This is a genomic window from Actinomadura violacea (genome assembly GCF_017573465.1).
In the GTDB taxonomy this organism is placed as follows: domain Bacteria; phylum Actinomycetota; class Actinomycetes; order Streptosporangiales; family Streptosporangiaceae; genus Spirillospora; species Spirillospora violacea.
The window spans coordinates 47788-71687 of record NZ_JAGEPF010000031.1 but is presented as its reverse complement, the minus strand read 5'-3'; the positions used below and the strand labels follow the sequence as shown (position 1 = coordinate 71687).

Here is a 23900-nt window from a genome sequence, read left to right as displayed (position 1 = left end):
TCGAAAGCGACCAGATTGTCGATGTTGCGGTCCACCGTCGCCTCGGGTGCGGCGGGCCAGTCGGTGCCGAACAGCACGTGATCGGCATCGGTGACCTGGAGGGTCGGGGGCAGAGAGTGGGCGGCGCCGGCCAACGCCGTCTCGTAGTACAGGCCACGAAGGACGTCGGCGACGTGCCGGGGGTCGATCGAGGCGTCGCCGGGGCCAATGCCCATGGTCGTGTGTTCGGCGATGCGCCAGCCCAGGGCCGGCAGGACGCCGCCACAGTGGGCGAGGATCAGTGCCAGGTCGGGATAGCGCTGAAAAGCGCCGGTGTAGATGGCGTTGACGATGTTGCGAGCGGTGTCGAAGGGGTACTCGCACACCGAACTGGGACGGCCGAACCCGAGCACGTCGACGTACGGGCAGTCGGTCGGGTGCAGGAAGACCGGGATCTTCCGCCGGTCGAGGTCGGCCAGGACGGGCTCGTAGAAGGGCTGGCCGAAGTAGTGGCCGAGGCTGTTGGAGTTGAGCAGCACCCCATCCAGGCCGAGCTCGTCCAGCGCGTATGCGATCTCGGCCAGCATCGTGTCGGGGTCGTCGAGCGGTACGGCGGCGAACGCCCCGAACCGGCCGGGATGCAATGCTCTTGCTGTTATCAAATATAGCTCGTACGGTTGAGCCGCTGGCTTTCGCTGCTCGAAGTCGTCGTGGGAGCGGTCCGGCGGACCTTGGGGCCCGGGGCCGGGAAGCGGAGTTCGTTGTGTCCGGTGACGAGACGTGCGAGACGGCGCCGGCGCCCCGGGAGCCGCGGGTCGGCGCGCTGAACGCGGTGGCATCCCTGCGCTCCACGGCGCCGGCCATCTCCGCCAGGATGGCGCGCGGTCGGCCGACTCGCCCAATAATGAGCATAATCATCATGTTGAATTTTCAGCCGTCCCATCGTTAGGAACACCTGCCTCATGCGCATCGCCAACCTGTCCGGCCGCCTGGTGATCGTCACCGGTGAACCGGGTGCCGAGATCGCCTACGACGTGGAGAAGAACAGCGGCGGCCGGTTCGGCTCCCGGCCGCAGGCCGTCTATGAGGAGTGGGACGAGTTCGTCTCCTGGGCGGCCTCCGCCGATCTGGCCGGCGGGACGGCCGTCGACCCGGGCGAACTCGGCTCCCCGGCACCCGAGCCTCGGCAGGTGCTGGCCATCGGCCTGAACTACCGGGACCACGCCGCCGAATCCGGCTTCGACGCTCCCACCGGAGAACCCCCGGTGTTCACCAAGTTCCCCAGCTGCATCACCGGGCCCCGCGCGACCATCGCGCTGCCTCCCGACGGGCACAACGACTGGGAGGTCGAGCTCGTCGCCGTCATCGGCCGCCGCGCCTACCGGGTCGCCGCGGACGACGCGCTGTCGTACGTCGCGGGCTACGCCGTCGGCCAGGACATCTCCGAGCGGCTGTTGCAGGTGGCGGCGCAGCCTCCGCAGTTCAGCATCGGCAAGTCCCTGCCCGGCTTCGGGCCGGTCGGGCCATGGCTGGTCACCTTGGACGACCTTGACGACCCCAACGACCTGGAGCTCGGCTGCGCCATCAACGGCGAGCAGATGCAGCACAGCCGCACCGGCAACCTGATCTTCTCGGTCCCCGCACTGGTGGCTCGGCTGTCGGCGACGCTCCCGCTGCTTCCCGGCGACGTCATCTTCACAGGCACGCCCGCCGGCGTCGGGTTGAGCCGCGAGCCGCAACGGTGGCTGACGCCCGGTGACGTCCTCACCAGCAGCATCGAGGGAATCGGCGAGATGCGGCACACCTTCGTCGCAGCTGGAGACGGCACGCCATGAAGGGCAGGCGAGCACTGACCGGTGTCCGGGTCTTCGACGGATCGCGGTTGTCACGGCCGTGCACCGTGGTCGTCGACGGGACCACGATCGGCGCCGACGAGACCGGGGCCGAGGTCATCGACACCGCGGGCGGCGTCCTGCTGCCCGGGCTGATCGACGCGCACATCCATCTCCACGACCGGAACACGCTCGAGCGGTTGTGCTCCCACGGCGTCACCACCGGCCTGGACATGGCGACCTGGCCGCACGACCGGCTCGCAGCACTGCGCGGCGTACCGGGACTGACCGACATCCGCAGTGCGGGCACGCCAGCCATCGGCCCGGGCGGCCCCCACTCCAAGATTCCCGGCAGGCCCGCGGACGCCGTCATCGACGACCCGCGCAAGGCCGCCCGGTTCGTCGCCGACCAGGTGGCGCAAGGCTCGGACTACATCAAGATCGTCCTGGAGGCGCCCGGCGAGGGCGGCCCCGGCCGGGCGGCCGCCGAGGCCCTGGTCACCGCGGCGCACGCCGCGGCGAAGAAGGCCGTCGCGCACGCGTCCTCCCCCGGCGCGTTCCGCATGGCCCTGGACGCCGGCGCGGACGTGATCACCCATGTGCCGCTGGGGTTGCCCCTCGACGGCGCCGACGTGGCCCGCATGGCATCGCAGGGGCGCATCGCCGTCCCGACACTGACCATGATGGAAGGCATCGCCGCGGCCATCGGCAAGCCGGAGGCCTTCGACGCCTCCGTCCGCAGCGTCGCCCTTCTTCACCAGGCCGGCGTGCCCATCCTGGCCGGGACCGACGCCAACACCCAGACCGGCGTCCCCTTCCAGCCCGCCCATGGCAGCGGCATCCACCGTGAATTGGAACTGCTCGTGCAGGCGGGCCTCAGCACCGCCGAGGCGCTGCGAGCGGCCACCTCGCTTCCCGCCCGCCATTTCGGCCTCACCGACCGCGGAACGATCAAGCCGGGACTCCGCGCCGACCTGCTCCTGATCGACGGCGATCCGCTGGCGGACATCTCCGCCACCCGGAACGTCCGGCGGGTGTGGTGCAACGGCACGGAGCACGCCCCCCGCCAAGCCGGCCGGTGAACCGGCGGCCGACGCCCCTCCTCCTTCCCAAGGGACGAACCTCATGAATGAGCAGATCAACGCCAAGCACTGGATCGACGGCGCGTGGACCGGGTTGGCGCGGGTGTCCGAAAGCCTGAACCCGGCCACCGGCGAGGTGATCGGCACCTACGCCGACGCCGGTGTCGAGGAAGGACTCGCCGCCATCGAGGCCGCCGCACGCGGGTTCACCGCCGGCCCCTGGCGGCTCGACCCGATGATGCGTGCCGCGGCCCTGAGCCACCTCGCCGACGCCTACGCCGAACGCATGGACGACGTCGTCGACACCCTCTGCCGGGAGAACGGAAAACTTCGTCCCGAAGCCGGCTTCGAAGCGCACTTCATCGTCCGCGCGCTGCGCTTCGCGGCGGGACTCGCCGTGCACCCCTTCGGCCGCGTGACCGACACCCACCCCGGCCGCCAGGCCATGTCGATCCGCCAGCCCGTCGGCGTCGCCGGCCTCATCGTGCCCTGGAACTCCCCCGCCTACCTGTGCATCCGCGCCCTGGCGCCCGCGCTCGCCGCCGGCTGCACCGCCGTGGTGAAGATGCCCGGCCAGGCCGCCCAGACGGCCGCCCTCATGTGCGAGATCCTGGCCACCGTCCCCGAACTGCCGGCGGGGACGGTGAACGTCGTCATCGAGTCGGGGTCCGACGTCGCGCGCCTGCTGGTGGAGTCGCCCCAGGTGCCGGTGATCAGCTTCACCGGCAGCACCAGGACGGGACGGCTCGTCGCCCAGCAGGCGGCGGCCCACTTCAAGCGGGTCGGCCTCGAACTCGGCGGAAAGACCCCGCACCTGGTCTTCGACGACGCCGACCTCGACATCGCGGTCGCCATCACCGCCCAGTCGTCGACCGTGTTCGCCGGTCAGTTCTGCATGACCGGCAGCCGGGTGCTGGTGCAGCGCCGCGTCGCCGACGAGGTGATCGCGGCGCTGGCGGACCGGCTGGAGAACGTGCGGCCCGGGCCCGCCGCCGATCCGGCCAGCCAGATCGGCCCCATGATCGACACCGCGTCCGTCGCCCGCGTCGACGCCGCCGTCGAGGACGCCCTCGCCGCCGGCGCCAAGGCGATCGTCCGCGGTGGCCCGAGCACGATCCCCGACCTGGCCGGCGGCGCCTTCTACCACCCCACCCTGCTGTCGGTGAGCGACTCCACGCTGCCCATCGTCCAGGAGGAGACGTTCGGCCCCGTCCAGACGGTCCAGATCTTCGACACCGAAGAGGAGGCCGTGACCCTGGCCAACGACACCGACTACGGCCTCAGCGCCTGCATCTGGACCCGCGACGTGGACCGGCCCGTGCGGGTCGCCCGGCAGCTGGACGCCGGCCTCATCTCCGTCAACAGCTGGGCCAACCTGACCATCGAGTTCGAGGAAGGCGGCTTCAAGTCCAGCGGCGTCGGCCGCCTCGGGGGTCTCGCCAGCATCGAGGACTTCCTGGAGTACAAGCAGATCACCCAGGACTACGTGCCCCTCCCCCACTGAACGTCCGTACGGCGGGGGCCGCGGGCCCCCGCCGTGCACGAAACGGATACCGAGCCCCACCCGGATCCGATCAGGCCCTCACCCACCCGGGTGCCGAGCGGCATCCCCATCCACCTTCGATGCGTCATGCGCCAGGTCAGGAGCGATCGATGCCCACGACTTCGTCCCACAGCGGCCGTGTCGCCGTCGTCACCGGTGCGGCCGGCGGCTTCGGCACCGCCATCTCCCTCGAACTCGCCCGCCGGGGTGCCGACATCATCGCGGTCGATCTCAAGGCCGCGGAAGACACCATCTCCGCCGTCCGGGAGATCGGGCGGAAGGGCATCACGTTGCAGGCCGACCTCGCCGACCCGGAGCAGGTCGAGGCCATCACCGCCGACATGCGCGCCTTCGCCGGCCGCATCGACATCCTCGTCAACAACGCCGGGATCTTCCCGTTCAGGAACGTCTGGGAGCTCGACTTCGCCGAGTGGAAGCGCATTCAGAGCATCAACCTCGATTCCCAGTTCCTCATGGCGAAGGCCGTGATGGGGTCGATGCGCGAGAATTCGTGGGGGCGCATCGTCAACCTCGCATCGAACTCCCTCGGCCTGACCGTGCCGGACATGGTCCCGTACATGGCCGCTAAGGGCGGAGTCGTCGGTTTCACCCGAGCCCTGGCCACCGATCTGGCACCGTATGGAATCACCGTCAACGCGGTCTGCCCCACCGCGTCCAGCACTCCCGGCGGGCAGACCTTCATCGGCGACGAGGTGTTGCAGGCGGTCGCTGAAATGCAGGCCATCAAACGCGTCGGATCCGCGACCGACATCGTCGGCGCCGTCTGCTTCCTGTCGAGCGACGACTGTGCCTTCATGACCGGGCAGACACTCGTCGCCGACGGCGGTCTCATGCGCGTCTGAGCACGGGCGCGCCGGACACCCCTCGGTGGGTCATCCCAGCGATGAGACGAATCCCAAGGTCGTCACCGCCAGGGCGGCGATGCCGAACCAGGCCATCGATTTGCGGCTGGGGCGGGGGCCGTCGCGGAGGGTCGCGAGTCCGAGCGGGACGAGCGCGACGCACAGTCCCGCCGTGCCGCCGATCGACAGGGGCGTGGTGCCCTTCAGGATCCCGAGGGGCAGGAGCGCCATGAGCGCCAGTGCGAGGCAGCGCACGAGGCCGAGCACGCCGGAGCGCCAGGCTCCGACCGCCAGCACGAGCCATCCGAGCATGATCGCGAATGAGGCGTACTGGAAGATGTGGAACGCCTGGTAGGAGTCGGCGACGGCAGTGGTGGCCGACCGGCGTCCTTGTGTGTCGACGAGTTGGAAGGCCAGATGGTCGGCTCCGGCGTGGAAGGTGCGGGCGAACAGCCCCAGCAGGGTGAGGCCGCCGCCGAAGGCCGCCAGGGTCGGGCGGGTGGCACCGATGCGGGTGACCAGGGCGCTGACGGCCGGGCACAGCGCCACGGTTCCGGCCGCGAAGCAACTGTAGGACGCCGTCATCAGCGTCGGGTGCCGGTCGTAGGCGGCCAGCTGGTCGGGGAAGAAGAAGTGGAACCTGCCCCGCAGGAGCACCCCGGCCAGCAGCAGGACGGGCCCGAGCACCAGCGAGGTCCCGGCGAGCCACCGGCCCGGGAACGCGGGAGCGAGGTGTGTCGAGGGTTGCGTTGAGGACATGGCCGACAGGCTGCCCGCGCGGCACGCCTCGGCGGATCGGCCCGGGGCCGACATTCCTGGTTCAGCCTGACGTGGACGGCATCGGCCGGCAGGACGGCGCGGTCATCCCCGGGGATGATCCATTGTGGGCTGATGTGGCGAGTGATCTGCGCCGATAAAGTGCGTCCGGTGGATGAAGCCGACTTCTCGGCCCGCCAGGCGCGGCTGCTGCGCCGGGGCCGGCTGCGTGCCCTGGACGTGCCGCTGGCGGTCGTCGTGGTCGCGGTGGACGTGGTGGTCGCCGGGAACATGCTCAAGGACCGGCCGGACTTCACCTTGCCCTTCCTGGCGTCCTGCCTGGTGGCGGTCGCGCTGGGCTCGATCGTCGCGGTGCGGCGGTGGTGGCCCCGGCGGGCGCTGACCGCGGCGGCGGCCCTGTCGTGCGTCGCGGCCGTGGCCGGCGTGCTGTGGGATCCGTTCGCGGCGACCGCGCTCGTGCTGTGCACCGTCGCGTCCATCGAGCCTCCGCGGCGGTCGGCCCGCGCGCTGGGCGCGAGCGTGGCCGCCGTGGCCGCCGCCGCGGCGATCGCCCAGCTCGTCCATCCCCGGTACGGCGTGGTGGCGGCCGCCTGCTGGACGGCCGCGGCCTGGCTGCTGCCCGCCGGCGGCTGGCTGACCGGTCACCTGCTGCGGCGCCGCAGGTGGCACGCGGCCCGCCTGGCCGAGCAGCGGGCGCGCCGGATCCTGGCCGACGAGCGGCTGCGGATCGCCCGCGAGTTGCACGATGTGGTCACGCACGGCATGGGGCTGATCGCCGTCAAGGCCGGGGTCGCCAACCACACCGCCGAGACGCGGCCCGAGGAGGCCCGCCAGGCGCTGCAAGTGATCGAGACGACCAGCCGCGACGCCCTGGCCGAGATGCGGCGTCTTCTCGGCATGCTGCGCCGGGACACCGCGCCGGGCATCGACCTCACCCAGCCGGGCCTCGGCGGGCTGCAGGACCTGGCCGAGCACGTCCGGGCCGCCGGAGTCGAGATCGAACTCACCGTCTCCGGCGAATACGATCTTCCCGAAGCGCTCCAGCTCGCCGTCTACCGGATCGTCCAGGAGGCCCTCACCAACGTGGTCAAGCACGCCGCGCCCACCCGCTGCCGGGCCACGGTGGACATCACGGCCCAGCAGGTCGGCATCCAGGTCCTCGACGACGGCACGGCCCGCCCGGTCCTGCGACCCGGCTCCGGCGGACACGGACTGGTCGGCATGCGCGAACGCGTCGCGATGTACGGAGGAACCTTCACCGCCGGGCCCCGCCCCGAGGGCGGCTTCGCGGTCACCGCCACCTTCCCGCACCCCCACGGCGGCGGCCGGTGACCGACCTGGTCCGCGTCCTGGTCGCCGACGACCAGGCCCTGCTGCGCGGCAGCTTCCACGCCCTCATCGACACCACCCCCGACCTCACCGTGGTCGGCGAGGCCGCCAACGGCGCCGAAGCCGTCGAACTCGCCCGCACCCTGCGGCCCGACGTCGTCCTGATGGACGTGCGCATGCCCCGCCTGGACGGCATCGAAGCCACCCGCCAGATCCACCAGGACACCCGCACCCCGCAGGCCCGGGTGCTCATGCTCACCATGTTCGACCTGGACGCCCACGTCTTCGCCGCCCTGCGCGCCGGCGCCGCCGGGTTCCTGCTCAAAGACACCCCACCGGCCGACCTTCTCAACGCCATCCGCGTCGTCGCCGCCGGCGAAGCCCTCCTGGCCCCCACCGTGACCCGCCGCCTCATCGCCGAGTTCGCCCGCCGGCCCGGGCCCGAACGTCCGCTCCCGCGCGCCCTGGACGGCGTCACCGACCGCGAGCGCCAGGTCCTCACCCTGGTCGCCCGCGGCCTGTCCAACACCGAGATCGCCGACCACCTGCACCTGAGCCTGGCCACCGTGAAGACCTACATCGGCCGCCTGCTCACCAAACTCCATGCCCGCGACCGCGCCCAACTAGTGATCACCGCGTACGAGTCCGGCCTCGTCACCGCCGCCCCTTAGAAGCGGAAAGCGGGCGGTGAAGCGGGCACCGTGCCCAGGGCGGGAGTCCACGGTGAGGGTGCCGTGGTGAGCTCGGGCGATGTCGCGGGAGATCGGCAGGCCCAGCCCCGTGCCGTTGGGGTCGCGCTCGCGCGAGCCGTCCAGGCGGATGAACCGCTCGAAGATCTCCTCCTGCCGGTCGGCCGGGACGCCATCACCGTCGTCCGCGACGGCCAGGACCGCGGTCGCCGGCCCGCCCGGCGGTGTCTCCACGGACAGCGTCACCTCGATGTGGCCGTCGGCATGCCGCTGGGCGTTGTCGAGCAGGTTGGCGAGCAGCCGGTCGACGAGCAGCCGGTCGCAGTCCAGCTCGACCCGCTGGGCCAGTTTCCCGACGATGCGGATCCGGTCGGTGGGCTCGCGGCGGCGGAGCTCGGCGGCCACCAGGGCGCCGAGGTCGGTGCGCTGCGGGTGCAGGGGCTGGCCGGTGTCCAGCCGGGTGAGGGTGAGCAGGTCGGTCACGATCGCTTCCTGGCGCTCCACGCTCGCGAGGATGTCGGCCGCCACGCGCGGCCAGTCGGCCTCGGGCTCGTCGAGCGCGTTCTCCAGCCGCAGGTGGATCGACGTCAGCGGGCCGCGCAGGTCGTGGGACGCCTCCGAGGTGAGCTTGCGGAGATCGCTGACGGCCGTCTCCAGGCGCGCGAGGGTCGTGTTCATGGTCTCGGCCATGGCCTTGAGCTCCTCGGGCTCCGGCACGGGGACCCGGCGCGCCAGGTCGGTGGCGGTGATCTCGGCGAACTCGTCGCGGATCCCGGCCATGGGGGCCAGGACGCGGACGGTCGAGCGGTACACGATCGCGAACACCGTCGCGGACGCGGCCATTGACGCGACCGCCGTGGCCGCCGCCAGCCGCCGCGACCCGAACCAGGGGATCCGGGGAAAGGCGAGATAGATCATCAGCGGGGCCTTGCCGTGCTGATGGTGGGTGACCTCGGCGGGGATCCGGGTCGCGAGCAGCATCCTGTCCCCGGTCCCGCGGCCGCGCCGGGTGCGGCGACGGCCGGGCAGCCGGCGCTCGATCTGCGTCCGCGAACGAGGCGGGACGATCCGGCTGAGGGGCGGGCCGTGCTGGAGGCCCTCCGTCGCGGCAAGGATCCGGCCATCGGCGTCGATGACCTGCATCGCGTTCCCGAACCGGCTCGGCAGCGCGGGGTCGAGCGGCCCGCGCAGCATCTGGTGGAACACCTGGTCGACCGTCAGCTCGCCCCGTTCACGTGCAAGGACGGCCCGCTCCCTGCCCGCCTTGCGGAGGAACAGCATGGCCGTGCCCGCCGCCTCCAGGGCGGTCAGCCCGGCAGCGGCCAGCGCGGAACTCGTCCGAAGCGGCAGCCGCTCCACCACGCGGAGCGGCCAACCCAGCACGTCCACCGACACGACCCTTCCCGAGCGAACGAACCGCTCACGTTGGCTGTATCCGCAGGATCCGGAGGGGAACGAGCCGCCGGGCAAAGTTGTCCCCAACCGTGTCCCCCGTCCCGGGGACCAAACCACCGGGCGGGAATCAGCACGCGCACCCGCGTTACCCGAGCGGGAGGCGTGCGGTCTTCGACGATGTCGTCGATGTCGCCGTTCTGGACCTCCATGCTCGCCAACTGTTGGACCTCGATGCGGACGATGTCCGCGTCCGCGGTCATCGCCACCTCCAGGCTCTCGGCGGCGGTGCGGTCAGGCCGTTCGACCGCCTGGGCGTCGCGGTCGAGCCGGCAGATCCATCCCGGTTCCTTTGGGGTCCGTCGCGTTGAGCACCCACACCCGGAACCGGTCGCCCCCGATGTACTGCCCTGAGTAGCGCGGGTTCTTGCTGCCGCCTTCCTCGCTGGCGGCGGAGGCGGTGCCATGTAGTAGACGCAGCTGGTCGGGCAGGCTCGGCGTCAGGCGAACAGGGGGCCTGCGTCGTCGGCCGATGGGATGAGCCCGAGGAGCCGGCAGGCGGCCCAGACCGTGACGCCGGTCGCCGTCAAGACAGGGACCCCGGCGGCCGCGGCCAGGCGCGACGTGAGCGGACTGGTGTGCAACGCCGTCTCGGGGAGCAGGACGGCCTGGGCGTCGGGGTGAGCGGCGGCGCGCACCAGTCCGGTGATCTGATCGGGCGTCCAGGCCGCCAGGTCATGGTCGGATGGCGCGTCGGCATCGACCCGGTGGACGACCTGGGTGCCGCTTTCACGGACGCGGTCGACGAAGTGGTCGGAACCGCTCGGATGGTAGACGGACGCCAGGGCGACCCGACGCAACCGCAAATGCCGCAGGGCCTCCAGGAAGGCTGCCGTGGTGCTGGTCGCCGGCACTCCTGTCACTTCCGACAGGGTGTGCACCTGTGCTGTGACACCGTCGGTGCCGTGCAGGAAACTCGCGGACGACACCCCGAACGCGACCGCGTCGATAGGGTCGTGTGCCGCCAGAGCCTCTGGGACGACGGCACGCAAGTGCGCCTCGCCGCCCAGCCGGCGGACCGCGTCGTAGGTGGCCTCGGTTTCGAGGTCGCGCAAATCGCCGACGCCGTCCGGCCACGGCATGTAGACGATATCGAGGTCGATGCGGGGAGTGACCCGCGCGGCCAGCGCCGCGAAGTCGTCCTCGCCGGTGTCCGGTGTCGGGTAGAGCAGCCCGATCCGCGGTGCGCGCATTCGAGCACTTTGCCCGCACACGTCCCGTTTCACACTGGTCACCGATGCGCGACCCGACCACGGACCCTCATGTCACGAGGTCCGAACTCGGCCGGTGATGTCGGCCCTAGCCTGCGGCCCTGAGTAGGACGGTGAAGGTGTGAGTGTGCTCGTCGAAGCGAGTGGCCACCGCTCAGAACTGTGTGCCTCGGGGGCACCCGCAGGCCGGAGTACTCGTTCGCGCGAATCTGGCTGCACACCGTCTTACCGTCCGGGCGAACGAGTACTCCGGAAAGTCAACGCTGGGAGCCGGCCGTTTGGGCTGAAGCCGAGTAAAACGTCCACCCCGCTCCTTAGCATCGGATTCATGGTCGATCAGGAGGAGACGCCGGAGTACCTGCCGGTCAAGGACGCGCACAAGGCTCTCGGGCTGTGGTCGATTCGTCGCGCCCTCACCCTCGCGTTCAGTTCCGCCGTCCTGTTGCTGGTCGCCTCCTGGTTCGGCCTGTTGTGGCTGCTGGGCTCACCGTCCCACGCCAAACCCAAGCCGCTGGACACCACCGCCCAACTGGAATTGCTCAAGCTCGTGTTCGCCTTGGTCGCAGGGATCGGTGCTCTGGTCGCCCTGGTCACCGCCTACCGCCGCCAGCGCGTCGACGAGGCGGCCGGCGAACGCGCGGAGCGCGTCCAGGCCCACGCGGAGAAGGTCGCTCGGGACGCGGCACACGACGCCACTGAACGACGTGTCACCGACCTCTACGGCCAGGCCGTCGAGCAATTGGGCCACGATAAGGCCGCCGTCCGTCTTGGTGGCCTGTACTCCCTGGAACGCCTCGCTCAAGACCACCCTGACCACCGCCAAACCGTGATCGACGTCGTCTGCGCCTACCTGCGTATGCCCTTCACCATCCCTGCGCCCTCCACCGCTGAGCAACAAGCGGCCGGGCCGGGCGCCGACGTCGCCCGCCAGGAACTTCAAGTCCGGCTCACTGCCCAACGCGTCCTTAAGCGTCACCTCACCCGCCCGTCTGACCAAGACCGCCGCGCAGCCCACTGGCCCGACATCCAGATCGATCTCACCGGCGCCCTACTGATCGACTTCGACTTCATCGAGGGCCACGCCACCCAAGCCACCTTCGCCAACGCCCAGTTCAGCGGGGACGCCTGGTTCGGCGGTGCCCAGTTCAGCGGGGACACCTGGTTCAGCGGCGCCCAGTTCAGCGGATACGCCGGGTTCGGTGACGCCAAGTTCAGCAGGGACGCCGGGTTCGAGGGCGCCCAATTCAGCGGGGACGCCGGGTTCGGCGGCGCCGAGTTCAGCGGATACTCCGGGTTCGACAGTGCCCAGTTCAGTGGAGACGCCTGGTTCGGCGACGCCCAATTCAGCGGGGACGCCCAGTTCGGCGGCACCCACTTCGGCGGCGCCCACTTCGGCGGGGACGCTCGGTTCGGCGGCGCTAAGTTCAGCGGGGACGCTCGGTTCGGCGGCGCTAAGTTCAGCGGGGACGCCATGTTCAGCAATGCCCATTTCGAGCACGAGCCCAGTTTTGTCGACGCTGCAGCCGGCTATCCGAACGACGATCAGCAGTGGCCGGCTCCTTGGTATGCACAGCCGATCAGCGCCGACCGCGCGAAACTGGTCCGACGAGGCTGACGGCAGTAACAGCAGCCCTCACCGGAGGCGTCAAGAATGCTGGTCGGGCTACGGCGCGGCCGGATCCCACCGGCCTGCATTGGCTCACGATGCGTGAGCGGAATGCCTGGCACGGTCCGGACCATGACGCAGAGCTCTGGCCCATGTGCCCAACCTGCCAGGAACAGACCGGTCCGACCAGCTTCAAGGAAGTGCGGGCCAACACCGCGAGCCGCCGGCGCCCTCCCCCGACTTGAGTAATCAGTTCGCGGCGGGCGTTCCAGAACAAAGTTCGCCAGCCTTCACGGGCTCCAGCGGGCAGGGTCAGACAGACTTGGAACCCGACGCGAATTGGACCTGTCCTCCCGAATGGACCGACCATAGCGTCCGCACATGCGCAGGACACAACGTCTCGCCCTGGCGGCCGTCATGGCGTTTCCCCTTGCGGGATCGCTGTCGGCCGTCTCGGCCGCGGACTCCGGCGGCACCGCCACGGGGACCGTCTTCTTTCCCAATCCCGTCCAGCAGCTCGGCGACGAGTCGCTCACCGACGCCAAGGACGCCGACTACGCCGCGCTGGCGCCCGCCTACCGGAACGTCACCCTCACCGATCTCGACGGCTCGGGGACGCTGACCGGACGGTACGTGGCGGTCAAGAGCGAGACCGGCAAGGCGGTCCGGATCACCGGCGGGGCGCTGCCCGCCTACCACCGTGACACCGACCAGTTCGAGCAGGTCATGGGGTACTACTGGGTGACGACCGCGCAGCGGTATCTGCAGCATCTCGGGTTCGGATCCGCGCTGCGCCCGGTCAACCAGCGCCAGATCGAGCTGCGGATCAACCAGTACGGCGGCGACAACTCCTTCTTCAAGGGGAACAAGGCCAACATCACGTTCGGCAAGGGCGGTGTGGACGACGCCGAGGACGCCGAAGTGATCGTCCACGAGTACGGGCACTCCGTGCAGGACGGCCAGGTCCCCGGGTTCGGCACGAACGCCGAGTCGGGCGCGATCGGCGAGGCGTTCGGCGACTACCTGGCGGTGGCGGTCACCAGTTGGAGGACCGGCGTGCCCACCAAGACGCCCGAGGCGTGCGTCGCCGACTGGGACTCGGTGGCCTACACGCCCGGCCCGACGCACTGCCTGCGGAGGTTGGACGGCACGAAGCACTACCCCGCGGACATCGTCGGCGAGGTCCACGCCGACGGCGAGATCTGGTCGCGCGCGCTCTGGGACATCCGTCAGTCGCTCGGCGCCGCAAAGGCCGACACCCTGATCGTCGAGGCGCAGTTCGCGTTCTCGCCGGACACCTCGTTCAAGGCGGCCGCACAGGCCACGGTCGCGGCGGCGCAGCGCCTGTACGGATCGCAGGCGGCGCAGGCCGCGCAGTCGGCGTTCGCCGCTCGCGGCATCCTGTGACCGCACGAGAGCCGGCATGAAAAGGGGCGGTGTACTGCGACGTCGCGCCTGACGTCCGGAACGGACTCGTTTGAGGCTCCGAGGGTAAGAGCGATTACCCCCGGAGCCTCCCGGCCCGCTGACCTGCACGGTGATCCCCATCCTGCGTATTCCGGCCGTGCCTCCTGAAGGCCGGTCAGGCTCCGACCGTCTCAACCGGCTCCTGGTCGTCCTGGCCGTGGGGGCGGAATCGGCGTACGTGCGGAGACATGACCGCACCGGAGGTGGCACCGAGGATCAGCACGGCGGCTCCGGCGGCCGCGCCTTCGACCCCTACGGCCGAGGCGATGGGGCCGGCGACCAGGAGCCCGAGGGGCGCGAGTGCGAGCGCGCCGAGGAGATCCCAGCTGGCGACCCGCGACATCGCCTCGGCGGGGACGTCGTTCTGCACGGTGGTCGACCACAGCACCCCGAACGTCGTCTGGCACGTCCCGGCCACCAGCATCACGACGGCCAGGGCCATCCACGGGGCGCCCAGGCCCATCAGCAGCATGGGCGTGGCGGACGGCGCGGTCATCAGCGCCGCGACCAGGATCGGGCGGGCGGGGCGCAGCCGGGCGGCCAGGCTGCCGGCGAGCAGCGTGCCGAGCGACTGGCAGCCGGCCATGAGGCCCCAGGCACGCGACCCGCCGTTGCCCGCCGCGACGTACAGCGGCCCGATCACGCCGGCGTACGCCGCTGAGGCCGCGGTCACCGCGGTGTACTGCAGGGACAGGACCCACAGCCACGGACGGCCGGTGAACTCCCGCCAGCCGTCGCGCAGTTCGCTCACCGGCGGCCCGGCGGCGCGGTTGCGGCCCGGGATCCGCAAGCGGGTCAGCAGTGCCGCCGAGGCCGCGAACGACGCGGCGTTCAGCGCGGCGGCCGGGGCCGGGCCGACCGCGGCGACCACCACCCCGGACAGGGCCAAGCCGATGATGAGCCCGGTGGAGGTGGACTGGCGCAGCAGGGCGTTCGCGGCGAACCGCCGTTCATGGTGCACCAGGTCGGTGACGATCCCCTCCGCAGCGGGGGTGAACATGGCGGTGGCGACACCGGTCAGCACGGCCAACGGCGCGACCACGGCCAGCGAGGCGGAACGGCCGGTGAAGCAGACCGCCAGTGTGGTCCAGGTCGCGGCCGCCAGGGCGTCCGCGCCGACCAGGACGTACTGCCGGCGGACCCGGTCACCGATGATCCCGCCGACGAGCACCAGCAGCAGTTGTGGGAGCGCCTGGCACGCCAAGACCAGCGACAGCCCGCCCGGCCCCTAGCCCAGGTGCAAGGCTCCCCAGGCGAGCGCGACCCGTCCGAAGCCGTTCCCGGTCGCCGAGGTCGCACGGGCGATGAACAGGGGCGCTACAGCAGGGTCTTCCAGGACGCTGACGAGCGTGGGTTTCACCGGCACGGACGGGCACGTTACGGGACCGATGGACGGGTCAGACCGATGCCGACCTGGACGCTATTGAAGTCAGGCCAGGCCGCTAGGGAGGCACCGGAGGGGCGTGCTGGTCCTGCTGCGGCATGTTCCGGTCGCGTAACGCGGCGGCTCGGCGGGGGCCGGGCCGATTACAACGAATGTCAGCGGAATGTCAGCGGCGGGCGGCACCCTGTCCGGCATGTCGATCATGCCGCCTGCCGATGCCCCGTCCTCGGACGTGTACCTGGAATGGGTCCGGGCCAACGATCCCGCCGGAGTGCGGGAGGCACGGGACCGGATGGCCGCCACCCGCCGGTTCGTCGCCGGGTTGATACCCGGCCAGAAGGTCGGGGACTTCGCCCGGAAGCAGCGCGGCGAACTGCCCTCAGCGCATCTTGCCTGGTACCTCCACACGCTCGGGCATCTGCTGTGCGAGCGCCATCCGCGGCAGGCGGAGGAGGTGTACCGCAGCGCCCGCGCCGCCGGAGCCCGGTTCGGCGGCCCCGGCGTCGCGTACCGGGTGGCGGACGACCTGCTGTTCGCTCGGTACGGGGTGTTCGACGGGGCGCGGATCGCGAAGCAGCGGACGTGGCTCGCCGAGGTGCTGCCCGCGGGCGAGGCGCACGCGGAGTTCGCCCGGTTCGCGTGCGCGGTGGCGGGCGGAGCCGCGAAACTCCCTTCCGACCTGCACAAACAGGTGCGGGACTCGGCGGGTGCAGCGAGCCTGGACGGCGACGAGGAAGCGCGCGTCCTCGGGGACGTCCTGGCGGCGTCGGCCGCGTCGGACCCGCCTGGTCCGAAAATGAAGCTGGTGGGCGCCGCGTACGGGCCGGTCGTGCCGGCCGCTCTGCTGAAGGCCGCCGCGAAGGTCTTCAAGGGCAGGCGGCTGGATGACGCGGCGCTGCGCGGGATCGCGGAGTTGTTCCCGTACGGCGGCGACGGCCGCGAGTGGCTGCGCATGCTGGCGGCGGCGCGCGCGCTCGACGCGATGGCGGACGGCCGTATCGTCCCGTGCGGCTCCCTCGGGGCGTGGGTGGAGAAGTACGCGTGGCACTACTGCGAGCCCGGCGCGCTGGGCCCTTCGGCGAAACACCGGCAGGCGCTGCCCGACGAGCTGTACGACCTGCTGCCGCGGATCGCGCCTCGGATCGCCGCGGAAGGACGGCCGCTGCTGCTGCACGGCCGGGTCGGCTTCCACTACATGGACGCCGACCTCGCCGACGCGTGCCTCGCGGAAGGCATCGAACTCGAGGCGGGTGACTACCGCCCGGCGATCGCCGAGGACCGGCCCCGCCGGGACCTGAAGGCGCTCGCCGCCCACCCCGTCCTGGGGCCGCACCTGGAGCAGCACGGCACCGGGATGGCGGGCGGGAGCGGCACCGCGGTCAGCACGCTGCCGGAGAGCGCCGACCTGCGGCGCAACGTCCTCGCGCGGCTCCATGACCTGGTCGAGCAGTCGGCGGGCGCCGGTCTGGCGAAGGTCGAGGACACCGTCGCGGAACTGGACGGGCTGCTCGACGTGCGCACCTCCGCCGGCCTCGACGGGGCCGCCGAGGAACTCGCCGCCGTCGACGTCGTCGAACCCCTGCTGCGGACGCTGCGCACCGGGATCCCCGCCGAGCTGGGCTGGCCGCTCTACGACGCGGCGCTGGACGAGGTCGGCCGCCTCGACGCCGTCACCTCCGTCCAGGGCGTGCTGACCGTGGCCGGGAACGGGCGCGCGATCGCGTTCGACCGGGACGGCCGGCGCGGGACCTGCGAGTACACCGTCCCGCGTGACGAGAAGGTGTACGACCTGCGCGTCTGCTACGTCGACGGCAGGTTCCTGGTGGCGTGGCGCAGCTCCTGGTACGGGTCGTTCGAGCGCGGTTACTGGGCCGACCGTCCCGGGGAGGTGATCGCCCCGGACGTCCGCGCGGACGAACTCGCGGGGGCGGACGCCACGGTCAGGATGCCTGGTGCGGCCGAGAGCATCACCGTCGTCGCGGAACGCGACGGCATCCTGCACGGGCGGGCCGCCCCCGACGAGGCACTGCTCTGGACGGTCGCGCACTCCCCCGCCAGGTATCCCGATACCGGAGCGCACGCGTTCGTGCCGCCGACCGCGTACTGGGACGCCTTCGTCCCGCGCGACGAGGCGTCGTCGCGGGCGCTGCGGAACGCCTCACGGGAGGCCGTGGAGGAGCTCCTCAAGGGAGCCGAGGTCGGAGCGGTGCTCCCGGACGTCACCGACCCGCGCGTCGCGGACGGCGTCGCCGGCGCCGTCGCATGGGCGCGGCGCATCCTGCGCCACCGCGACACGATCCGCGAACGGATCGCGTTCCGCCGCTCCGGCGGGCGCGTCGAACCCGTCGGCGACGCGCGCGACAGCGATCTGCACGAACTGCTGTGGGGGCTGGTCAACGCCCGCACGGACCGTCCCTGGCGCGAGACCCCGTCCAACCAGCCGGCCATGGTCACCTCGATCGCCGCGGCCGGCGCGTACCTGCGCGGCGAGGTCGGCGAGCGGGGCCGCGCCGACAGCGTCCCGGAACGGCCGCTCGACTGGGCGCCGCTGCTGGGCTGCATCGGCGCCGTGGCCTTGCGGCTGGTGGGACGCCCGCATCCCGGGCCACTGCGGGACGCGGGCGTCGTGCTACTGCGCGAATGGGCGCGGAGCCCGTTCGCGCGGCCCGGCCGGTGGCGCCGCGGGACCGCGCCGGGCTCCGTCATCGCGCCGCTCCGCGAAGCCGGCCGGACGCTCGTCACCGGCCCCGCGTCCGGGGAGCTCCACGACCTGCGCACCCTCGACCCGGACCGGGGATACCGGTTCGTCCAGCCCGCGGATGCGCCGGTGCCGGCGGACGCGGAGGACGTCGAGATCGTCGAGATCACGACCGACGACGCGACCCGGCTGACCCGCCTCCTCGGCGCGTTCGCCGAGCACGGCCCGCTGAAGTTCGACGAGGCCGCCGCCGCCGCGTTCACCGCCCGGACCGGCGCGCGGCACGCGCACGCCGCACTGCTGCTGACGGGGCTCCCGATGTCCCCCCACATCGGTGAGGAGAAGCTGTACCGCGGCGCCCCGTACAAGATCGGCGAGGCGTTCTACCAGGAGACGAGGAGGCTGCTGCGCGGCTTCGGCCACGACGACCGGCTGGGCCTGCTGGCGGCCGGCCTGCCGGACGACCCCGCCGCCCTCTGGGAGAAGCGCGGGACCGTCCGGGCGGCCGAAGGCTTGGCGGAGGCATGGGCCGGCCTCGTCGGAGTGCGGGCCCCGGTGCCGGAGGACATGGCGGCCGAACTGGACGCCAGGCTGCGCCAGGGCGACGCGCAGGCGATCACGATGGCCGACCCGTCCGCCGCGGCGGCACTGGCCGAGGACCTGCACTGCCGGATCCTCCTCCAGAAACGGACGGGCCCACGCGGGCCCTGGCTGCGCGTGGACTCTGGCCGCAAGGACGTGCGGATGCTCTCCGGCCTGCCGGACGAGTACCGCAGCGCGGCGGCCCGGGTGGCCTGGGCACTGACCGAGCGTCCCGTCGGCGACCCGGCCACCGCGGGCGCGGCGGACCTCTACGAACTGCTGCGGGCCCGGCTGAACGCACCGGAACTGGTGCTCCGTCTTCAGGTCGACGACCTGCTGAAGGACCCCGAGACCGTGTTCGGCCCCGGCACCTTCCCCGTCGAGGCCGAAGAGGGGCTCGAGCCACCGGTCGTCTACGACGGCGGCCTGCTGATGTACACGCCCTGGAGGGAACAGGGCGCCACCCGGCCCAGCAACTACTTCCTCCGCCCCGCCAGGCTCGCGGACGACGACCAGTACGCGGAAATGGAACGGCTGTGCGCGGCCAGAAGCCTGACGGACCTGCGAGAAAAGATCAGCGAGATCGAGGTGCTGCTCAGCGGCGGCGGCCTGCACCGGATGGTCGAGCGGTCGAGATGCACGCCCGTCCCGCCCGGCGGGTTCGAGGCGAACCCGCTCCTGAGCGTCCCCGATCTGGTGGCGGAGGTCGCCGGCGAGCACGACCTCGCGCAGGACGCCGCCGCGCTCTACCTCCAGCTGCTCACCCTGAGCGTGCCGACCGACCGGAACGTCCGCCGGTGGAACCACTGGGACGCGCCCCGGCACAAGGCGGCACAGGTCGGCCTCGCCGCCGCCGGACTCGTCGAACTCGGCAAGCGCGCCCGCGCCGGCCGCTCGGCGTTCATCCCCGGACGCTGGACCGACTGGCGTTCGTGGGGACTGCCGCTGGAAAGCGCGAAGCTCGCCGCGTACGAGGCGCGGGGCTCCGGCGTGTACCCGTACGCCATCAGCGTCCTGCCGCCCGCCCCGCTGCACGAACTGTTCGCCGACTTCTGGCGGAGCCGCGCGAAGTAGACGAAGTAGGAGCTCGGCGCGGAGGGACGCGCGGCCCCGTCCCTCCGCACCGTCACACCTCCGCCGGCACGCCGGAAATCAGCGCCCGCCCCGGCGACCGCTGAACGCGAACGAACGATGTGGGTCGCCGCGAATGACGGTGGCGGGGGCGGCTGAACTCCAGTTCGACGTAGGCGGCCTTCAGGTCCAGCATGAAGTCCCGTTCTCCGGCGTCGAGACCATCGGCACCTGGCGCGAATTCTGGATCTCCTCCCGCCCCTGCGCGAGCACGGGAGCTGCCGCGCACACCGCGGTGGTCATCTCAAGCGCCGATCCAGCGGTGAACGGAATCGGCGCGTTCTCCACGACACTGGCCGACCTCGCCTTCGCGGCCACGTATTCGCGGCGCGCCCTGAGATACCCCAGTGGTGGACGGGGTTCGGAGTTGACCGTTGACCACCTTGTCCAGGCACCGAGCAGGCTGATGTCTTCACGAGATGGCGGGCCGTGAGCTCAGCGGAGGGTGACGTGGCGTGGGCCGTTGAACGGCGCCAGCGACAGCACTGTTGATGGTGTCCGGAGGTTCTCGTTGTCGGCAAACGCGATGCGTGCGGCATCGAAGCGGACCTCGTCGCTGGTCAGGAGTGCGACCTGGTGATAAAGGTCGCGGATGTCATCGGTGAGGTCGTCGTCGCTGCTGGTTCCGGCTCCCCAGGTGTCCCAGAGCAGCGTCTCGACCTTGTTGAGCGCGGCGAGGTCGAGTCGCACATTGCCGATCACGAACCATTCCCCCGCGAGCAGCCGATCAGGCAGGGGAATACCGAAGGATTGAGGGTCGGCGTCACCCGAGCGGATGAGTTGCAGGGCGGCGCCGGCGACCAGGAAGCGGTCCCTGGGGACGTCCATGGGATCGAAGTCGATCGCGAACGCGGTAGTGACGCGTGGGTCGGCCAGCTGGGCGTCGGCCAGCCGCCAGCCGTGCCGGTCGTCCCAGTACTCGGTGACCATGTGGTCGAAATGGAAGCCTTCGGAGCCGAAGTAGTCGGCGAAGCCGGACCGCAGACGCGCCGGGATGCCCGCATGGCGGAGGAACGAGCAAAACAGCAGCGAGAAATCGCGGCAGACGCCAACGAACCGATCGGCGAAAGCGCGCGGTCGCGTCAGCGACGCCGGGTTTCGCTCAGTGATGATGGTCAAGATGTCGTCGAGGTAGCGGGTCTCGGCATCGTCGTGGAGCCGGTCCGGTGGGACGTCATAGCCGAACAGATCCCCCTCGACGCGGTGGATCATCAGCCCACGCGTGATCTCGGCGAGCCGGGCGGGGGCAGCGGGCAGGTCGTCATAGAGCCGTTCGTGGCGCCCGGGCGAGGAGAATCCACTCTGAGCCGCGTAGAAGGTGGCGACGGTCGACGCGAGCGAGGGGTTGGACGGCATGGTCGTCTCCTGCAGAAGGACCGGTCACATGCTCGATCAGATGACGATCCCAGGCTGCCAAATTCCCGCCGACCATGTCGAGACGGTCGTCCAACAACAGCAGTACATCCCTCGCACCAATAGGCGCTGTGCCCCTTGAAGCGGCCCAGGCTGGCGGCGGGCCCCGCCGGCCTCCGCGTCCAGGCGGGCCTACGGGATCGCGTGGAGCTGGCCTTCCCGGCACGTTCCGCGACCCGGCTGAGCGACGCGAACTCTTCCGGTGACCGTTCCGAGGGAACGCCATCACCATGAACCTGGCGACGCTCAGCACGGTGAAAGCCAGGAAGACGATCAGGCACATGATCGCGGTCAGTCCCCGCCCCGAAGGTCGAGCCGAGGGCCAGGACGCTGGAGGAGCCGAGGACGCCGCTGGCGGACCTCAGCCGCCGGGGCCATGCCGTCGGTTGCTGCTTCGCCCGCAACGGCACCCGGCGCAGCGTCCTCCTCCCCGGACCCGAGTCGTGGCAGGTGGCGTCCTGCTGGATTGGTCTAGCGCCATAGGCGGGCTCCGCCCTTTACGGGGGGCTCTGGCGATGGCTCCCTGTTGACGCAGAGGCCGCCGCCCTAGCGACATCTGCACGACCCGCAAGGTCGCGTTCGCCTGCTGCAGCAGATGACGGTCGAGAAGCTGCGGGACGAGCCGCATCCCGGTGACGGTCGACAGGCTCGCCGCGACCGCCCCGGCGCCAGCGGCGACGGCGATCGGCACGGCGTCGCGGACCCCGGTCAGCAGCAGGGCCGCCTCGCCGAGCTGACCGGCTGCGGCACGCACCTAAGAGATCACCAAGACCGCTCGCAGGTTGGTGGACCGGTCGACGTGCAGCCCCATGACCGGCATCGCCGCCAGGTACAGGACGTACTCGGTCGCCAAGACCAGCAAAGGCGGCCGACGAACGGCACCAGCGGCGATCTCAACGGTCGGCGTAGCCTAACGCGCGGCGACCCTGCCGGCATTTCGTGGGCGTCGGGGGGGTCACCGCGCTCGCGGGATCAGGAGTTCCAGCATGCGGCTCATGATGTCCGGCAGTTCTTGTTCCGTGTGCGCCAGCCAGTATTCGTGGGCGGCGAGCGTGGCCGACAGGACGGCGTGTCCGGCGGCGATCGCCACGAGGTCGTCGACGCCCGTGCCGCGCCGTTCGGCGACGAACTCGGTCGCGATGCGGCGCCATCCGGCGTGCCGTGCGGCGGCCTTCTCCTGGACCGCCGGCACGTTGAGGATCAGTTCGGCCCTCTGCAGGGCCCATGTCCTGTGCTCGGGCGGGTGGTGCAGGGCCCGGGGCACCGAGCGGCAGAGCACCTCGTTGTAGGGCTCGCTCAGCGGAGCGGCCGCGAGTTCCTCGCGGAGCCTGGCGAACTCGGCCGGCGACTCGACCCACAGCACATCGGCCTTGGTGGAGAAGTACCGGAAGAAGGTGCGACGGCTGACCCCGGCCGCCGTGGCGATGTCGTCGACGGAGGTCTCCTCGAAGCCCCTCTCCAGGAACAGGTTCTGCGCGATCTCCGCGAGCGCGTGAGCGCTCGTCAGGGCGGGACGGCCGCCGCGGTCCGCCCCCGCGCGGCGCTGCTGGGAAGGGGCCATTCCCCGATGGTCGCATGCCGTCCACTCAGCAAGCGCACACCGGATCCCTGGACTTATGACACAGTGCGCCATAACCTGTGCCGACATCCTCTGAACCGGGACGGGAGCTGGTCATGGGCAAGCTGGACGGCAAGGTCTCCTTCATCACCGGAGCGGCACGGGGCCAAGGCCGAAGCCACGCGGTGGCACTCGCGCGCGAGGGCGCCGACATCATCGCCATCGACACCACCGCGAAGGTCGGCAGCGTCCCCTATCCACTGGCCACCGCCGGCGACCTGGCCGAGACGGTCCGGCTCGTCGAGGCCACCGGCCGCAGGATCCTCGCCCGAGACGCCGACGTCCGTGACTCCCAGGCACTGGCCCGGGCCGTCGAGGAGGGCGTCAACGCGTTCGGCCGGCTCGACATCGTCCTGGCCAACGCGGGCATCTCCACCCCGGCCCCGACGCTGGAGATGAGCGACGACACCTGGCAGGACATGATCGACATCAACCTGACCGGGGTGTGGAAGTCGCTCAAGGCATCGGTCCCGCACATCATCGCCGGCGGCCGCGGCGGCGCGGTCGTCATCACCAGTTCCCTGGCCGCCATCTACGCCAACGAGAACACCGCCCACTACTCCGCTGCCAAGGCCGGGCTCGTCATGCTCATGAAGGTCATGGCCAAGGAGCTGGCCCCGCACGGCATCCGGGTCAACACCGTCCACCCGACCACTGTCGCGACCGACATGATCCTCAACGAAGCCACCTACCGCCTGTTCCGCCCCGACCTGGAGAACCCGACCCGCGCCGACTTCGAGGAGGCGGCGCGGACCCTCAACCGGCTTCCGGTCGCCGCGCTCGAGGCGGAGGACATCTCCCACGCCGTCCTGCACCTGGTCTCCGACGACGCCAAGTACGTCACCGGCGCCACCCACGTCATCGACGCCGGCGGATCACTGTAGGCCGTGTCCAGCGCAGCCGCCCGGTCCGCGCCAGGCGGGCCGGGCAGCCGTTCGCAACGCCCTTGGCAACGCGGGCTCTGCGAGCCTTCCGCTCTGACCGGCCGCGGGGAGGTTCGTAAATTGTCGGCGCCAGGTTGAGTACCGCCGAGCGGCTGCGCCGGCTGGGGTACGACGGCCCCTCACGTTGGTCGGCGAGGAGACAGATGAGCCTTACGACAGAGCGCCGCTGTCGGAGTCGCTGCTCGTCCAGGAAGACGATCCGAAACGGGGCGTGCCGCTCCCTATGCGGATCGCGGTCTGGACATGGAGCGCGGTGTGCGGGTCACCGGGCTGAACACCGCACGTAAGACGGTCGTGCTG

Annotated in this window: 19 protein-coding genes and 1 pseudogene; 10 read left to right on the top strand and 10 right to left on the bottom strand. The window is 71.2% G+C overall.

Annotation, left to right across the window (positions count from 1 at the left end; all coding sequences use genetic code 11):
* Positions 1-26 precede the first annotated feature (26 nt).
* A pseudogene (locus J4709_RS54050) lies at positions 27-818 on the bottom strand (amidohydrolase family protein); the annotation flags it as partial.
* Positions 819-941: 123 nt separating this feature from the next.
* Between J4709_RS54050 and J4709_RS40835 the strand changes: the two are divergent.
* The 4 genes from J4709_RS40835 (at position 942) to J4709_RS40820 (ending at position 5299) form a co-directional block, all read left to right on the top strand.
* Positions 942-1814, top strand: a complete 873-nt coding sequence (locus tag J4709_RS40835) for a fumarylacetoacetate hydrolase family protein (protein WP_208249995.1) — start codon at positions 942-944, stop codon at positions 1812-1814.
* Complete coding sequence (locus J4709_RS40830) at positions 1811-2893, top strand: amidohydrolase family protein (RefSeq protein WP_208249993.1); 1083 nt, start codon at positions 1811-1813, stop codon at positions 2891-2893. Before J4709_RS40835 ends, J4709_RS40830 begins: the two co-directional genes overlap by 4 nt.
* 43 nt (positions 2894-2936) lie before the next feature.
* Positions 2937-4397 carry an aldehyde dehydrogenase family protein gene (locus J4709_RS40825; protein WP_208249991.1) on the top strand — a complete coding sequence of 487 codons (1461 nt, stop codon included), beginning with the start codon at positions 2937-2939 and terminating at the stop codon, positions 4395-4397.
* Positions 4398-4516: 119 nt separating this feature from the next.
* The gene (locus J4709_RS40820; RefSeq protein ID WP_208249988.1) at positions 4517-5299 is read left to right on the top strand and encodes an SDR family NAD(P)-dependent oxidoreductase; all 783 of its coding nucleotides are present in this window, start codon (positions 4517-4519) and stop codon (positions 5297-5299) included.
* 30 nt (positions 5300-5329) lie between these two features.
* Here the strand turns inward: J4709_RS40820 and J4709_RS40815 are convergent, their stop codons facing one another.
* Positions 5330-6058, bottom strand: coding sequence for a hypothetical protein (locus tag J4709_RS40815; RefSeq protein ID WP_208249986.1), 729 nt, complete (start codon positions 6056-6058; stop codon positions 5330-5332).
* Between the two features lie 168 nt (positions 6059-6226).
* Between J4709_RS40815 and J4709_RS55160 the strand changes: the two genes are divergently transcribed.
* Together J4709_RS55160 and J4709_RS40805 are read left to right on the top strand one after the other, a co-directional pair.
* Positions 6227-7408, top strand: coding sequence for a sensor histidine kinase (locus tag J4709_RS55160; RefSeq protein ID WP_208249984.1), 1182 nt, complete (start codon positions 6227-6229; stop codon positions 7406-7408).
* 5 nt (positions 7409-7413) lie between these two features.
* Positions 7414-8076 carry a response regulator gene (locus J4709_RS40805; protein ID WP_208250145.1) on the top strand — a complete coding sequence of 221 codons (663 nt, stop codon included), beginning with the start codon at positions 7414-7416 and terminating at the stop codon, positions 8074-8076.
* Here J4709_RS40805 and J4709_RS40800 read toward each other — a convergent pair.
* A complete protein-coding gene (locus J4709_RS40800; protein WP_208249981.1) occupies positions 8029-9483 on the bottom strand; it encodes a sensor histidine kinase in 1455 nt (484 codons plus the stop codon). The two genes, J4709_RS40805 and J4709_RS40800, sit on opposite strands and share 48 nt — an antisense overlap.
* A 503-nt stretch (positions 9484-9986) precedes the next feature.
* A complete protein-coding gene (locus J4709_RS40795) occupies positions 9987-10739 on the bottom strand; it encodes a maleate cis-trans isomerase family protein (RefSeq protein ID WP_208249979.1) in 753 nt (250 codons plus the stop codon).
* A 346-nt stretch (positions 10740-11085) separates the two neighbouring features.
* Between J4709_RS40795 and J4709_RS40790 the strand changes: the two genes are divergently transcribed.
* On the top strand, positions 11086-12372 hold the full coding sequence (locus tag J4709_RS40790; protein ID WP_208249977.1) for a pentapeptide repeat-containing protein: 1287 nt from the start codon (positions 11086-11088) through the stop codon (positions 12370-12372).
* 372 nt (positions 12373-12744) lie between these two features.
* Positions 12745-13770 (top strand): M4 family metallopeptidase, encoded by a 1026-nt coding sequence (locus J4709_RS40785; protein WP_208249975.1) that lies wholly within the window; start codon positions 12745-12747, stop codon positions 13768-13770.
* A gap of 175 nt (positions 13771-13945) precedes the next feature.
* Here J4709_RS40785 and J4709_RS40780 read toward each other — a convergent pair whose 3' ends face one another.
* Together J4709_RS40780 and J4709_RS40775 are read right to left on the bottom strand one after the other, a co-directional pair.
* The gene (locus J4709_RS40780) at positions 13946-15040 is read right to left on the bottom strand and encodes an MFS transporter (protein ID WP_307802006.1); all 1095 of its coding nucleotides are present in this window, start codon (positions 15038-15040) and stop codon (positions 13946-13948) included.
* Positions 15041-15058: 18 nt separating this feature from the next.
* On the bottom strand, positions 15059-15196 hold the full coding sequence (locus J4709_RS40775; protein ID WP_208249964.1) for a hypothetical protein: 138 nt from the start codon (positions 15194-15196) through the stop codon (positions 15059-15061).
* 181 nt (positions 15197-15377) lie between these two features.
* Here J4709_RS40775 and J4709_RS40770 point away from each other — a divergent pair, with 181 nt between their 5' ends.
* Positions 15378-19568: a hypothetical protein gene (locus J4709_RS40770; RefSeq protein ID WP_208249956.1), complete on the top strand. Its 4191-nt coding sequence runs from the start codon at positions 15378-15380 to the stop codon at positions 19566-19568.
* 52 nt (positions 19569-19620) lie between these two features.
* On the opposite strand, the gene J4709_RS40765 is transcribed toward J4709_RS40770, so the two are convergent.
* The 4 genes from J4709_RS40765 to J4709_RS40750 all read right to left on the bottom strand — a co-directional run bounded on the left by J4709_RS40765 (position 19621) and on the right by J4709_RS40750 (position 22599).
* On the bottom strand, positions 19621-19761 hold the full coding sequence (locus tag J4709_RS40765; RefSeq protein ID WP_208249954.1) for a hypothetical protein: 141 nt from the start codon (positions 19759-19761) through the stop codon (positions 19621-19623).
* Positions 19749-19913: a hypothetical protein gene (locus J4709_RS40760; protein WP_208249952.1), complete on the bottom strand. Its 165-nt coding sequence runs from the start codon at positions 19911-19913 to the stop codon at positions 19749-19751. Before J4709_RS40760 ends, J4709_RS40765 begins: the two co-directional genes overlap by 13 nt.
* A gap of 147 nt (positions 19914-20060) precedes the next feature.
* Positions 20061-20981 carry a transglutaminase-like domain-containing protein gene (locus J4709_RS40755; protein WP_208249950.1) on the bottom strand — a complete coding sequence of 307 codons (921 nt, stop codon included), beginning with the start codon at positions 20979-20981 and terminating at the stop codon, positions 20061-20063.
* Positions 20982-21993: 1012 nt separating this feature from the next.
* The gene (locus J4709_RS40750; protein WP_208249948.1) at positions 21994-22599 is read right to left on the bottom strand and encodes an acyl-CoA-like ligand-binding transcription factor; all 606 of its coding nucleotides are present in this window, start codon (positions 22597-22599) and stop codon (positions 21994-21996) included.
* Between the two features lie 113 nt (positions 22600-22712).
* On the opposite strand from J4709_RS40750, the gene J4709_RS40745 reads away from it, so the two are divergent.
* Positions 22713-23540, top strand: a complete 828-nt coding sequence (locus tag J4709_RS40745) for a mycofactocin-coupled SDR family oxidoreductase (protein ID WP_208249946.1) — start codon at positions 22713-22715, stop codon at positions 23538-23540.
* Positions 23541-23900 lie beyond the last annotated feature (360 nt).